Source organism: Pseudarthrobacter sp. TAF60_1 (assembly GCF_052113505.1).
GTDB lineage: Bacteria > Actinomycetota > Actinomycetes > Actinomycetales > Micrococcaceae > Arthrobacter.
In genome coordinates this window covers 242,651-255,274 of record NZ_JBFRDI010000001.1, presented here as the reverse complement: position 1 = coordinate 255,274, position 12,624 = coordinate 242,651, and the positions used below count along the sequence as shown (strand labels likewise).

14 protein-coding genes are annotated in these 12,624 nt (G+C 64.4%); 8 read left to right on the top strand and 6 right to left on the bottom strand.

Features of this window, described 5'->3' with window-relative positions; genetic code table 11:
* Nucleotides 1–17: 17 nt before the first annotated feature.
* Both AB4Y73_RS01265 and AB4Y73_RS01260 read right to left on the bottom strand, forming a co-directional pair.
* The gene (locus AB4Y73_RS01265) at nt 18–1,442 is read right to left on the bottom strand and encodes a carboxypeptidase-like regulatory domain-containing protein (protein ID WP_441867560.1); all 1,425 of its coding nucleotides are present in this window, start codon (nt 1,440–1,442) and stop codon (nt 18–20) included.
* Nucleotides 1,443–1,546: 104 nt separating this feature from the next.
* Entirely contained in the window at nt 1,547–2,047 is a 501-nt protein-coding gene (locus AB4Y73_RS01260) for a hypothetical protein (protein ID WP_441867558.1), read from the bottom strand.
* A 215-nt stretch (nt 2,048–2,262) separates the two neighbouring features.
* Between AB4Y73_RS01260 and AB4Y73_RS01255 the strand changes: the two genes are divergently transcribed.
* From AB4Y73_RS01255 to AB4Y73_RS01235, 5 genes are all read left to right on the top strand, one after another.
* Nucleotides 2,263–3,789, top strand: a complete 1,527-nt coding sequence (locus AB4Y73_RS01255; protein WP_441867556.1) for an efflux RND transporter periplasmic adaptor subunit — start codon at nt 2,263–2,265, stop codon at nt 3,787–3,789.
* A 6-nt stretch (nt 3,790–3,795) separates the two neighbouring features.
* Nucleotides 3,796–4,524, top strand: a complete 729-nt coding sequence (locus AB4Y73_RS01250) for an ABC transporter ATP-binding protein (protein WP_441867554.1) — start codon at nt 3,796–3,798, stop codon at nt 4,522–4,524.
* Entirely contained in the window at nt 4,521–5,768 is a 1,248-nt protein-coding gene (locus AB4Y73_RS01245; protein WP_441867552.1) for an ABC transporter permease, read from the top strand. Before AB4Y73_RS01250 ends, AB4Y73_RS01245 begins: the two co-directional genes overlap by 4 nt.
* Before the next feature lie 60 nt (nt 5,769–5,828).
* Nucleotides 5,829–6,155 (top strand): hypothetical protein, encoded by a 327-nt coding sequence (locus tag AB4Y73_RS01240; protein WP_441867550.1) that lies wholly within the window; start codon nt 5,829–5,831, stop codon nt 6,153–6,155.
* Between the two features lie 204 nt (nt 6,156–6,359).
* Complete coding sequence (locus AB4Y73_RS01235; protein ID WP_441867548.1) at nt 6,360–7,121, top strand: hypothetical protein; 762 nt, start codon at nt 6,360–6,362, stop codon at nt 7,119–7,121.
* Between the two features lie 8 nt (nt 7,122–7,129).
* Here the strand turns inward: AB4Y73_RS01235 and AB4Y73_RS01230 are convergent, their stop codons facing one another.
* The 4 genes from AB4Y73_RS01230 to AB4Y73_RS01215 form a co-directional block, all read right to left on the bottom strand.
* Nucleotides 7,130–8,122 (bottom strand): serine hydrolase, encoded by a 993-nt coding sequence (locus AB4Y73_RS01230; RefSeq protein ID WP_441867546.1) that lies wholly within the window; start codon nt 8,120–8,122, stop codon nt 7,130–7,132.
* 74 nt (nt 8,123–8,196) lie between these two features.
* Nucleotides 8,197–9,105, bottom strand: a complete 909-nt coding sequence (locus AB4Y73_RS01225) for a phosphatase PAP2 family protein (RefSeq protein WP_441867544.1) — start codon at nt 9,103–9,105, stop codon at nt 8,197–8,199.
* Between the two features lie 49 nt (nt 9,106–9,154).
* Nucleotides 9,155–9,664: an SRPBCC family protein gene (locus AB4Y73_RS01220; protein WP_441867542.1), complete on the bottom strand. Its 510-nt coding sequence runs from the start codon at nt 9,662–9,664 to the stop codon at nt 9,155–9,157.
* 14 nt (nt 9,665–9,678) lie between these two features.
* Nucleotides 9,679–10,044: an ArsR/SmtB family transcription factor gene (locus tag AB4Y73_RS01215; RefSeq protein ID WP_441867540.1), complete on the bottom strand. Its 366-nt coding sequence runs from the start codon at nt 10,042–10,044 to the stop codon at nt 9,679–9,681.
* A gap of 106 nt (nt 10,045–10,150) precedes the next feature.
* Here AB4Y73_RS01215 and AB4Y73_RS01210 point away from each other — a divergent pair, with 106 nt between their 5' ends.
* The 3 genes from AB4Y73_RS01210 to AB4Y73_RS01200 all read left to right on the top strand — a co-directional run bounded on the left by AB4Y73_RS01210 (nt 10,151) and on the right by AB4Y73_RS01200 (nt 12,620).
* Nucleotides 10,151–11,167, top strand: coding sequence for a magnesium and cobalt transport protein CorA (locus AB4Y73_RS01210; RefSeq protein ID WP_441867538.1), 1,017 nt, complete (start codon nt 10,151–10,153; stop codon nt 11,165–11,167).
* A 356-nt stretch (nt 11,168–11,523) separates the two neighbouring features.
* Nucleotides 11,524–12,210, top strand: coding sequence for an ANTAR domain-containing protein (locus tag AB4Y73_RS01205; RefSeq protein ID WP_441867536.1), 687 nt, complete (start codon nt 11,524–11,526; stop codon nt 12,208–12,210).
* Entirely contained in the window at nt 12,207–12,620 is a 414-nt protein-coding gene (locus tag AB4Y73_RS01200; protein ID WP_441867534.1) for an Hpt domain-containing protein, read from the top strand. The genes AB4Y73_RS01205 and AB4Y73_RS01200 overlap by 4 nt, the downstream gene beginning before the upstream one ends.
* Nucleotides 12,621–12,624 lie beyond the last annotated feature (4 nt).

The window sequence follows — 12,624 nt, the reverse complement described above, 5'->3', positions numbered from 1 at the left end:
GGCGCGGCCAACCTTACTTATACGCTGAACGAGTTGCTGCTGATTTGGAAACCAGTGCTGGTGGCCGTGAGTATGCAGCCGGTCCTCTTGCCATTGATCCTAAGCCCGGTGAACGCAGCCGAACCTCCCACTGCGTCGTGTCCCGGATTCGGGATGTCGATGGGGCACGATGAACCACCCGTGGACGTCAGTATGACGTTTGCCGTGCTGGCGGTTTGGTTGTCGAATTCGTCAAGAATGAGGACGCTGGCGTCGAACGGGGTACTCCTGGGTACGGGGTCCGGCAGGTTGAGCTTGAGTTTCTTGGCCGGCGCTGCAGAGGTCACTACTGAAATGGCTTGCGACTCCGTCACCCCATTCGCGCTGAAGTGGAGCGATGTAGATCCCGTTTTCCGGTCACCGTAGTAGAACGACACCGATGCGGATCCGGCCGGAATGCTTAGCACAGCGGGTCCCGAACCGCCCGCCGCGGCGGCGAAATAGCCGGTGCCGACGGGGGTGGTTTGAAGGGCTAGAGCGGGCTGACCTGCGGACGCCGGGTTTCCGAAGGCGTCGCGGCGTTCCACGGTGATGGGCCCTATGTTGGCAGTGGCCGAGGCGATGCCGGTGACTGAGACGGGAGATGTGACGACGAGCTGCGTAGCCGAGGCCGCAGTGACGGTGAAGCTGATGCTGACGGCGCCTTCGTACCCGGGGCTGGAAGCCGCCAACGTGTATCCAGTGCCTGCCTTCTTGATGTTCAGGTCGGTGAAGGTGGCAGTACCCGTCCCGTCGGTGTTGACGGTCAGTGTTCCGCCGAGCGTGCCTCCGGCAGGGTTGGTGCCGATGCTGATGGTTACGGGCACACCCGCCGTCGGAAGGGGAGTTCCCAGGTCTTTGGTCTGGAGCTGGACGCGGAGCGCAGTCATCGCCGCGCCGGCTGTGACACTGCCAGGAGGACCGGAAGTAAACGCGACCTTATTGCTGAGGTTGGATACGACGGTCACGGCAGCGCTCGCAGCGCTGACAGCGGTCCATGAGCGGTAGACCGCTGTGACCACATACGTATATGAGCCTGCAGCGACGCTGGTGTCGGAGCAGGATGAAGCCGCGATGAGGGCTGCGGGTCCCGAGCCGCAAGCCGGCATGGGCGCGCCATTCGACATACGCGTGACGTAGTAGCCTGTGGGTGCCAGTGCGCCAGCGGAGGCAGTCCAGCCCACGGAAACAGTGGAAAGGGCCGCGGAAGCGGCAGCATTCGTGGGCGGGGCCAGTGTGCCGACGGACGTCGTCGTGCTTCCCTTGCCCGTGGCGCCCCAATATCCAAAGGCGGGCGCTGACCCGAAAACAGTTCCCAGCATCAGGACGATGCCTACGATTGCGGCAAATACACTACGACGAAACAACACCAGCTCCCGTCGAGGCCCGTTAGGACCTTCGAGGGAGCTGGTGTTGCGGAACATGGGAACCTTCCAGGCATCTGCCTCAGAGCGGGCGAACTGACGTCAGGTCACCAGCGGGCGATGAAACTGACCGTTTGGGCGAGGATTTCCAGGCCTGACCCTCTTCAGCTGGCGGCGAAATGCAGCGGCACTGTGGCGTTTTTGCAAGCATCCTGGTTGACGCCGGTGCGGTTGTTCATCTGGAGTGTCACCGTGCCGGTCACGGACCCGCTGGCAGCGATGTCGGTGGCGGCAAAAGCAGTGTTGTTTACGGTGAATCCACCAACAGTGAAGTCCGCGGCGGTGCACGTGAGCGGGGCGGTCCCTGCGGTCCACGCCGAGCCGTCGGCATTGGCGACCGTGACTACGACGCTCTTGAGATTCTGAACGCCGGTGCCCGGATTGGTAACCGTCAGTTCAATAGTCTGGGCGGGGGCACCAGGCGAGAGTGGGGTTCCGGTGGCTGCCTGATTAGTGATGGTGAATGCTGTCGAGGTGCCGGCAGCAGTGGTCGCGTCATGTGTTCCGGCGGCCGACCAGTAGGCGAAAGCGGCGCCGCCGCCGATTGCCAGCATCGCGGTAGTGGTGATGATGATGCGCCTTTTACGTCCGGTTGTCTTGCCCATGTGAGACCCCTAAGAATGTGTGCGATATCCGCAAAACTTGCGAGCCCCAGCGGCTCCGTTAGGAATACTCTCGCGGAGCAGGCTCAACTTACAGCGGGGTAATTCGTCAAGAATTTCGCAAGGTTGGCTTGACATTTCCGCAGGCGAGCGTCACGTGGGGTAAATCGTCAGGTAGCACCCGGGATGCTTGCAGCAAGTGACCATAGTGTTCGGGCATGCTCACAAAGCCTCAACTCCTCAACACCGGCATCGGAGTGGCCGTGGCCGGCATTGCCGCCGGTGCTTTCTTCGTGCTGAACGGCGTTCCGCAAACGCCCTCTGACACCACAGCCCGCACCGTCGCGGTCAGCACGGCGGACCTCACTGCTGTTTCCACCGCGAGCGGTAACGTTTCGCCGGCAAGCACCACCGTCATCAACGCGCAGAACTGCACTGGGCCAATTGCCACGGTCTCCGCAGTGACGGGTCAGCAAGTCACAGCAGGGCAGGTGTTGGTCACCATTGATCCCACCAACGCCCAGAACGCCCTGGCTGTTGCCCAGGCCCAACTGGATTCCGCCGTGGCGCAGGCCAACCAACAGCAGGCTGCAGCCAGCAACCAGGTTGCTGCGGCAAACCAAAGCCTGGCCAATGCCCAACAGACGGCCAACCTGGATGCAAGCCAGCAGGCGAGTGCGGTGGCCGCGGCGCAAACCGCCGTGAACAATGACAATGCAACGGTCGCGTCTGCTCAGACTGCGGCCAGCGCCCAGCCAGCCAGCCAACAGGCCCAGGCCGCCCTCAACGCGGCGCAGGCCCAACTGGCGAAGGACAACCAGGCACTCACGCAGGCAGTCAACCAGCAAGCCAGCTCAGCCCTCAAGGACAAAGAACAGCTCGCCTCCGCCGCGACTGCCCTCAACTCCGCGCAGAGCGGCGGTGGCCCGACATCGAATACCACCTCCGCCCAGATCGCCGTCGACACGGCAACCAAGAACTTGGCGTCCTGCTCCCTCGCGGCCCCGGTTACAGGCACGGTCACCGCCGTCAACGCGGTAGTCGGTGGCAATGCCGGCAGCAGCGCCGCCTCTTCCGGCTCCAGCTCGGGCTCCGCAGGAGCATCCGGAGCGTCCGGCACCTCGGGCAGCGCGTCCAAGGACACCGCGAGCACATCGTCCTCCGGACTCATCACCATCAGCGACACCGCGCATCTGCAGGTCATCGCCAACTTCGCCGAATCGGACATTGCCGCCATGAAGACCGGTGAGGCCGCGACCTTCACGTTCCCGGCACTAAAGGCCGACCCCTCTGCGGCACCCGTAACCGGCACCATCACGGCGATCGCCCAGAATGCCACCACCACCAACAACGTGGTCAGCTACCCAGTGACTATCTCGATCAGTAATCCCCCGGCTGACCTCCGGCTCGGCCAGAGCGCAAACATCTCCGTGACCACCGCGACAGCCAAGAACGCCCTGACGGTGCCCACGCTGGCAATTACCACCACCGGAACCAAGCAAATTGTCAACGTCCTCAAGGACGGCACGGCGACGCCGGTGGCCATCACCACCGGGATCGCGGACAACGGACGCACCCAGGTGCTTACCGGCCTCAGCACAGGCGATCAGATTGAACTCCCGGCCATCTCCTCCACCTTGGACACCACCGGCACAACGGGACGAACCGGGGCAGGGGGCTTCGGCGGTACGGGCGGGCTCGGCGGAGCCGGAGGCACCAGTGGCGCGCGCGGAAATGGCGGGTAGGCAGCCGTGAATGACACCGTCATCGAACTGGACTCCGTAAGCAAGATCTATGGCAAAGGGGAAGCCGAAGTACGGGCCCTGGATTCCGTCAGCATCGCCATTGACCGCGGCGACTTCGTGGCCATCATCGGGGCGTCGGGCTCCGGAAAGTCCACCATGATGAACATCATCGGCTGCCTCGATGGTGCCACCGCGGGCACTTATCACCTGGACGGCATTGATACCGGGACCCTGGACGAATTCCAGCTGGCGCAGATCCGCAACCGGAAAATCGGCTTCGTCTTCCAGAACTTCAACCTGATTCCGCGCACCCGTGCCGTGGACAACGTTTCCATGCCGCTCGCGTACGCAAAAGTGCACCGCAAGGAACGTCGAGAGCGGGCCTTGGAGGTGCTCGGTTCAGTGGGCCTGGCGGAACGGGCCGACCATAAGCCTTCCCAGCTCTCCGGTGGGCAGCAGCAGCGTGTCGCCATCGCCCGTGCCCTCGTGACCAACCCGGTGCTGTTGCTGGCGGACGAACCAACGGGAGCCTTGGACACCAAGTCCTCGCACGAGATTCTTGACCTGTTCGAGTCTTTGCACGCCAACGGACGGACCATCGTGATGATCACTCACGAAGCCGACGTCGCGGCGCGGGCAAACCGCGTAGTGCGGTTCCAGGACGGGCACATCATTGAGGACCGCCGGATCCGCGATGTCCATGCCCACCCGGCAGCGACGGCGGTACCGGCATGATGATCGCCGAATCCGTACGCTTCGCCCTGACGGGGGTGATGGCCAACAAGATGCGCTCCATACTGACAACACTGGGCATCCTGATCGGCATCGCATCGGTCATCATCCTGCTGGCCGTGGGCGCCGGAACCTCAAACGCCATCAAGGCCCAGATCGGCAAACTGGGAACCAACGTGCTCACCGTGAGCCGCCAGACGACGGCGGGCGCGCGCGCCGCAGGCGGCGGACAGGCCGTCACCGGTCCTCGTTCCCGCGGCACCAACCTGACCCTCCCGGACATGGACGCGCTGACTGATCCCGTCATGGCCACCGACGTCGCAGCGACGGCTCCCGTGGTCACGGCACAGAACGTCACGGGCACGTACCAGGACGCAACCCACGCCGTCGCGACGTTCGTGGGGACCACGCCGTCGTACTTTGCCATTGCGAACGACACATTGGCGGCGGGCTCCTACTTCAGCGACGGTGACGCCAGCAGCGGCAGCGCAGTGGCCGTGATCGGCAATACCGTCGCACAGGATCTGGTGGGCAGCACAGTGACCTCTGCCGTGGGGCGGACAATAGCCCTCAACGGCCAGAACTTCGTGGTCTCCGGGGTCTTGGCCCAGAAGGGGTCCTCGGGCCTCAACGACCCGGATGACATTGTGGTGATCCCCTACGGTGCCGCCCAGGACAAGTTCACCGGATACTCGCCCTCCCTCGCCTCCATCAGCGTCCAGGCAAAGTCAGCGGACGTGATGAACCAGGCCCAGAACGAGGTCCAAATGATCCTCGACGCCAGGCACAACGTCACCTCTGCCAACCGTGACTATCAGGTGCGGAACCAGGCCCAGATCCTCACGACGGCCACCACAACCACGGCCACACTGACCGTCCTCTTGGGCGCCGTGGCCGGCATTTCGCTCCTGGTAGGCGGGATCGGCGTCATGAACATCATGCTCGTCACTGTCACCGAACGTACCCGCGAAATCGGCATCCGCAAGGCGATCGGAGCCTCGCGGGGCAGCATCGTGAGCCAGTTCCTGATCGAATCGCTGATCATTTCGCTGATCGGCGGAGTGCTCGGCATTGCCGCGGGCTACATCGGCAGCGCCTTCCCCGTGCTGGGAACCCAGCCCGAGGTCCAGTGGTGGACCGTATGGCTCTCGTTCCTGGTTTCCGCAGCCATCGGCCTTATTTTCGGCATCTACCCGGCCAACAAGGCGGCGAAACTACGGCCCATCGACGCCCTGCGGTACGAATAGCCAAAACAGTTCTACTTCCCAGCAATCAAACGAAAATACATCCAAACAGGAGATCCACACATGTCTTATTCAGTCCCCGAGACCAGTCCGATGAACCAGCCCGAGCCCCCACAGCCCTACGCTCAGGCGCCGGAGCCGTTCGTGCCCAAGAAGCGCTTCCAGATGGGACGCCTCACACAGATCCTCCTTGCCGTGCTGCTGGTTGCGGTGGGTTTCTTCGGAGGCGTGGGCGTCACCAAACTCATGGACGCCGGGCAGACCCGTCCGGCCCGGGGCCAGTTCCAGAATTCAAACGGCGGCCAGGGCCGGAACCGCCCGAACGGGGCCCCCACCAACGGGGCATCGCCGAGCGCTATTCCCTCGGCGCCCACCACAGCGGCGCCGTAATCACCCGCCTAGTACCGGCCCCGTTATAGTTCGCAGGGAAGCGGAGGCGCAGTCATGAGATACGTACGAATTTTTGTCGTAGCCTGCCTTTTGTTCGGGTGGCAGGCCGGTCCGGCGCGTGCAGACGATAACTCTCCGGGCGTTCCACCGCCGGTTGCCTCGGCCACTGGAATTGACATCTCCTGGCCGCAGTGCGGGACGGAAATGCCCGAACCTCCGGGCTTCGCTGTCGTCGGGGTGAACGGCGGCGTTCCGGACACGACCAATCCCTGCCTGGCCGCACAGCTGGCCTGGGCTGCCGGCACCGGCGGTGCGTCGGGCGGTAGCCCTGTCCCGGTATACGTCAACACCGCAAACCCGGGCGCCGCTGGATCCTGGTGGTGGCCCGCATCAAACGCCTACGGCGGAAACCAGGTCACCAACCCCTACGGGATGTGCACCGGCACTGCCACTGCGGCCTGCGCCTACATCTACGGCTATGCCCTGGCCTTTGAGGACGCAAATCATCGCGGCGTCCCGGACCCGGCACACCGTCTGTGGTGGCTGGACGTGGAAACCTTAAACAGTTGGTCATCCGACACCAAGGCCAACACCGCCGTTCTGGAGGGAATGACGGCCTATTTGGAAAGCATCGGCGGACAGGTGGGGATCTACTCCACCGGCTACCAGTTCGGTGAAATTGCCGGCGTCATTGATTCGGGCAGCAACCTGAACAAACTCAATGAGTGGATAGCCGGAGCAGACTCCGCTGCCTCCGCGCAGGCTAACTGCGCGGCTGATCCGCTCACACCCGGCGGGACCGTCATGCAGACCCAGTTCACCACAGAATCCTTCGACTACAACGTCACCTGCCTTCCGCCCACGCAGCCCACGCCTGCGCAGACCACCTCCGGCGCCGACCACAGGGCAGGTTCTGGTCCTGCGTCCCGTGCCCCCTTGAATCCCATGGACCTGGGCGACGAATAGGCAGCGGGTCATGAGCCCTGGAAAAGGGCGTCCGCCACGGCCCCTGTCACCTGGCGGATGATGTCGGTGCGTTCGGGGACGCTGCCCATGTCGTCGCCCTTGGTGTAGACGACAAGGGCGTAGGCGTGTCCGTCCTTGTCAAGGATGCCGGCATCGTGCAGTTCCCCGCCCAGCTCCCCGTACTTGTGGTACACGGTGACGCCGGCGGGAACGGCGGCCGGGATGAGCGTCTCATCGTTGGTGTCCTGCATGGTGGACAACAGGTGCGCGGTGTCCGCGGCATTGAGCAGGCTCCCGGAGTAGAGTCCCGCGAGGATGCGGGCCATGTCCGCCGGGGCGAGTGTGTTGATTTCGGGGTTGTACTGCACGCCCAAGGAATTCGCGTAGTCCGTCAGCTCCTGGTGGCCGACGGCGTTCATGATCAGCGTCCAGGAGTCGTTGTCGCTCTGCTGGATCATTGCCTGTAGCTGGAAGGACGCGGGATAGGCTCCCAGGGGATCGTCCAGGGAGGCCGTGCCGGTTTCAACAAGGTGGTAATACGCTTCCGCTGCCAGGACCTTGGCGGTGCTGGCGGCCTCAAAGGGGTTCTCGACGCCGTACTGATGGACCCGTTGGCCGTTGGCTCCGGCCGACACGTCCATGAGCGCCACCCCGATCTGGTACTCCGGGTGCGCGTCAATGATGCCGTTGATCTGGGCGTCCAGTACCTGATCAATAACGCCGGTTGCCCCCGCGGCACCCGGTGCGGGGGAGCCAGCCTGCGGGGCTGGAGCTGCCTTCCGCCCCGGAGCGGGCTTCTTCGTCGGGCTGCCCGAGCGGACGGTGGACGTCGAACGGGCCTGCGCTGCCGAGTGGACGCCGACAGGCAGTGCCACGGCCAGGAGAGCCGCGCACGCTGCCATTATGAGCGCGCGGCGGCGCCGAAACGCCCGGGAGCGGACGCGGGTGCCGCCGGCGCGGGGGGACTGTCTCCGATAGAGCCGGGACTTGCGTTCTTCCATGATGGGAAGGTTAGCCGTGGAACCTATGCCGGAGCTTTGAACCACCTGTTACCGGGCCACCGCGCCGCCGGGGCTCAGCGCCTTGGCGCGTCCCGGCGTCGTGCGGCGTAAGCGAAAAGTGACGTGGTGGCCACCGTGGCCAGGTACCCTGCGATGACAATGAGCGCGATGCCGGCCCAGAAGTAGTTGGTGGTGCTGCCCTCCTGCAGCGGGCCGGGCGCGATCTTGGCCAGCGAATACACCGCCACCGCCGCCGACGCCAGCCCAATTATCACCGGCAGCTTGAGCCAGATCCGCGCCGAGCCCACATGCCCGCCGAAGCCGTCCCACACATTCCACGTTCCGCCCAGCCTGAGGATCAGCCAGCCGGCGGGGATCATGAAAGCGCCCACCAAGAGGAAGGCTGCCACGACGTCTGCCGGCCGGTGCCATTGGTTGATGAGCGTGGAGGCGCCGGAGGCTATCGCGAACGTTCCGCCCGCAAAACCGACGAACGGACGCCACCGCGGCGAAGACATGAGGAACACCGCCGCCGCAGCCGACGCCGCCAGCGTGGTGTGCCCGGACGGCAGGGAGTTCAGTTCCAGCGTCACCACACCAGTGTCCGGCCGCGGCGGCAAAACATCCTTGAGGACCTGCGTGGCAATGTTAGCGCCGATGCATGCGGTCAGGGCAATCCCCGCAGCAGACCACCGCCGCCGGATCACCGCGACGAACAGAACCACGAGGGCGGCCATCACCAGCGAAATGGTGGGCAGCCAGTCCAGGAACTGGGTGGACGCCTTGCCTGCGGGTCCGTGGATGTCCACGGCCTCAACCAGCGCGGACTCGTCGATGAACTGGCCCGTGGTGGTCTGGACGAAGTAGTAGTACGTGGCGATCAGACCCGCAACGCAGGCGAGCGTGGCGACGAAGAACATAAAGCCAGAGCCCGGGGCAGGGCGTGCGGGAGTGCTGATGCGCGCGGGCTTCGACAGGGTCATAAGTTAAGGGTGTCACAGAAATCTGTGAGCAACCCACCGAGCCAACGTGTCAGCCGGGGGCCTGGGCCAGCTCCTCGATGATTTCGAACTGCTCGCGCACGCCGCCTTCCATGCCGGACTGCGCAATCATGTCCCGGACTTCCCTGCTGCCCGCATCGGTGCGGATGCTGACCAAGGTAGCGCCGCCGTCGTGCGCGTCCTCGAACGTAACGGTGTTGAGGACGGCGCCGTCCTCGCTGTCCGGCTGGGCCCCGGCCTGCTCCATCACCTCGGTGTGGACGATCCGTTCGTTCGGAACGATCTCGCGGTACATCCCATGGAAGGCCACCTCAAATTCGCCGTGCGCCACCATGACGTACCGCCATGCCCCGCCCACCCGGAAGTCCATGTCGGCCACCGTCATCTCGCCGCGCCGGCCCGGCCACCACTTCTTCACGAGCCCGGGCGTGGTCCAGGCCCGGTACACGAGGTGCCGGGGTGCGTTGACGGTGCGGGTGATCAGGATTTCCGTGTCGCTGGGGAACGTCACGTCCATGGTGCCGCTGCTTGCCTGTGCCATTGCCGTACTCCTTCTCAGTGCTCTTCCTGCTTGAAATCTTCGTCTTTGAGATCATCGTCTTTGAGGTCTTCCAGCACATCCTCCAGGAGGTCGAAGCGCTCTTCCCAGAAGTGCTGGTAGCTTGCCACCCAGTCGTGGATGGGTTTCAGGGCCTGCGGATTCAGCCGGTAGAGCCGTTGCCGGCCTTCGTCGCGCACGTCCACCGCGCCCACTTCCCGCAGTACGCGCAGGTGCCGGGAGACATGCGGCTGGGCCAGTCCCAGGAGGTCCACCAGCTCGCCGACCGGGCGCTCGCCGTGGGCGAGGGCGTCCAGGATTTCCCGACGGCGGGGTTCTGCCACCGCGTTGAACGCGTCCGCCGTTGTTGCTGCCCGTGCCATGGTGCCATTGTATATCCATATTGATATGTATTGGAAGGCCTCTTGGGTTCCCGGCGCGGAAGGTCTAACGTCACCCACAGGGAGACTGTCCAAAGGAGGCGCGGCCGTGACCATTATCGACAACGCGGTGTACGTGAACGGTGTTCGTACCGCTGACCCTGAAGATCTCGACGAGACGTACTTCCTGCTCAGGCAGCGCGAGGGGATGGCATGGATCGGACTCTACCGGCCCGACGCCGACGAACTCCGCTCGGTGGCGGAGGAATTCGACCTCAGCCACCTGGCCGTTGAAGACGCGCTCGCCGGACACCAGCGCGCCAAACTGGAGCACTACGGCGAAGACCTCTTCCTGGTGCTCCGGCCCGCCCGCTACCTTGACGACGTCGAAAAGGTGGACTTCGGCGAGATCCACGTCTTTGTGGGCGCCGACTACGTGATCACCGTCCGGCACGCGGAGTCCCCGGACCTGGCCAGGGTCCGACGCCGGATGGAAGGCATGCCCGAATTCCTCGCCCTCGGCCCGGACGCCGTTCTTTACGGCATCCTGGACCAGGTGGTGGACGAGTACGAGCCGGTCGCGGCCGGCCTGGAGAACGACATCGACGAGATCGAGGACGATCTTTTCGGCGCCGATCCCGACGTCTCACGCCGGATCTACGAGCTCTCCCGGCAGGTGATCACGTTCCAGCGTGCCACCAGCCCGCTCGCGGGAATCCTGCAGGCCCTCATGGCGGGCACCCCGGGACGGGACAAAGAGCCGGAACTTCAGGACCACTACCGGGACGTGCTGGACCACATTATCCGGCTCAACGAACGCGTGGCCGCTTTCCGCGCCCTGCTGCAGAATGCGCTCGCCGTGAACGCCGCCCTCGTGGCCCAGCGCCAGAACGACGAGATGAAGAACCTCACCGAGTCCAGTTACCGGCAGAACGAGGAGGTCAAACGCATTTCCTCGTGGGCGGCCATCCTGTTCGCCCCCACACTGGTGGCTTCCATTTACGGCATGAACTTCCGGGTCATGCCGGAGCTCGACTGGCCGTTCGGCTACCCCTATGCGTTGGGCCTGATGCTTGCCATGGGACTGGTCCTGTACCTGACCTTCAAGCACAACAAATGGATCTAATTGCGTGCGGCCGAGCGAGGCCCAGTTCCCTGACTTGCCGCTTGCTTCTTGGGAGCTGAGTGGCACCTAGTGTTGCCGCCTGAGAAGTCGAGTACTGACTACTCGTGCTTACCTACCCCGTGCCGCCTAGCGTTTGTTCAGGGTCCTCCGGGACGTTAAGGCTGAGCGGCTATGGGGGTTACGTCATGAGTTTCGAGCTTCGCGTACGCCGGGCGCGTCACCAGGCTGGGGCCGGTGACGGAGCCAGTGGTACAGCGCCGTACCGGGGGAAGTCGCCGGTCCCGCATACGTTAGAATCGCCGGCTGCTACTGAGCCGCATACTTTTCCGGCGCCGCTTACTGCAGCGGGGGTCTTATTGGACTTTCGCGCTGACAGCGAAGAGGACTCCCTCGGCCTACTCGCTCGGGCCGCCGCTGATGCCCTCTCAGAACGGGCCGGAGGTGCGCTGGACTGCGCAGTGTCCGTGGTGCGTCCTCGTCGGACGCCCCTCACGGCCGCGACCAGCGAGGCAGCTTCCGCTCTTGCGCGGTGGGACCTGGACAGTGACGGGCCGATCACGCAGGCAATGACCGGACGGTTGGCAGTCATCCTCAACGACTTCTCCAGGGATCAGCGGTGGCCCGCGTACAGGGGGTCGCTCCGGCACGCGGGGTACCGGTCGGTGGTGTCAGCGCCCCTGCAGCTCGACTCCGGATACAACGCAGCGCTCACCCTTTTCACGGAGCAAGCCAGCGTGTTCGCCCCCGCTGTACTGGCCGACGTCGTGATGTTCAGCAAACTTGCAGGACGCAGTTACGTCATGGCGTCCGCAGTCCGGTCGGCGCTGGCGGCGGCTACCCACTTGCGGACCGCCATGGAGGGCCGGACACCCATTGATGTCGCGTGCGGGGTGATCATGGGCCAGAACCGCTGCTCCTACGAGGAAGCTTTCAATATCATCGCCAAGGCATCCAGCAACCGGAACGTCAAGGTCCGCGCGCTCGCGGAATCCCTCCTTGAGGATCTGCCAGGCGGAGCGCCGGACACGCACTTCAAGACATGACGCAGGACGAGGTCAACGCCCTGCCTTTGTTGGATCCGGCCGCGTTGGGCAGGCTGCGTGACGAACTTGATGACGACGAAGGGGTGTGGAAGGTCTTCGTGCGGAATTTCATCGCACAACTGCCTCAGCGCACCGAAAAACTGCGCCTGGCCCTGACCACCGGAGACTTGCCGGGTTCCCTGGACGCGGTCCTGAGCCTGAAGACTTCAAGCCAGATGGTGGGAGCCGAACGGCTCGCGGAACTTGCCATGGGGCTGGAGCGGTCGGTGCGAACCGAGACCCGCGACGCGGCGTCGGGCAACGCGCTGCCCCGGCTGGCAGCGGCCCACCTCAAAACGATCATGAAGTGCGGCCGGCAGACTTCGGACCTCCTGCAGCGGTACCTGGATTCCGCGCCGGGCCGGAAATAGCCTC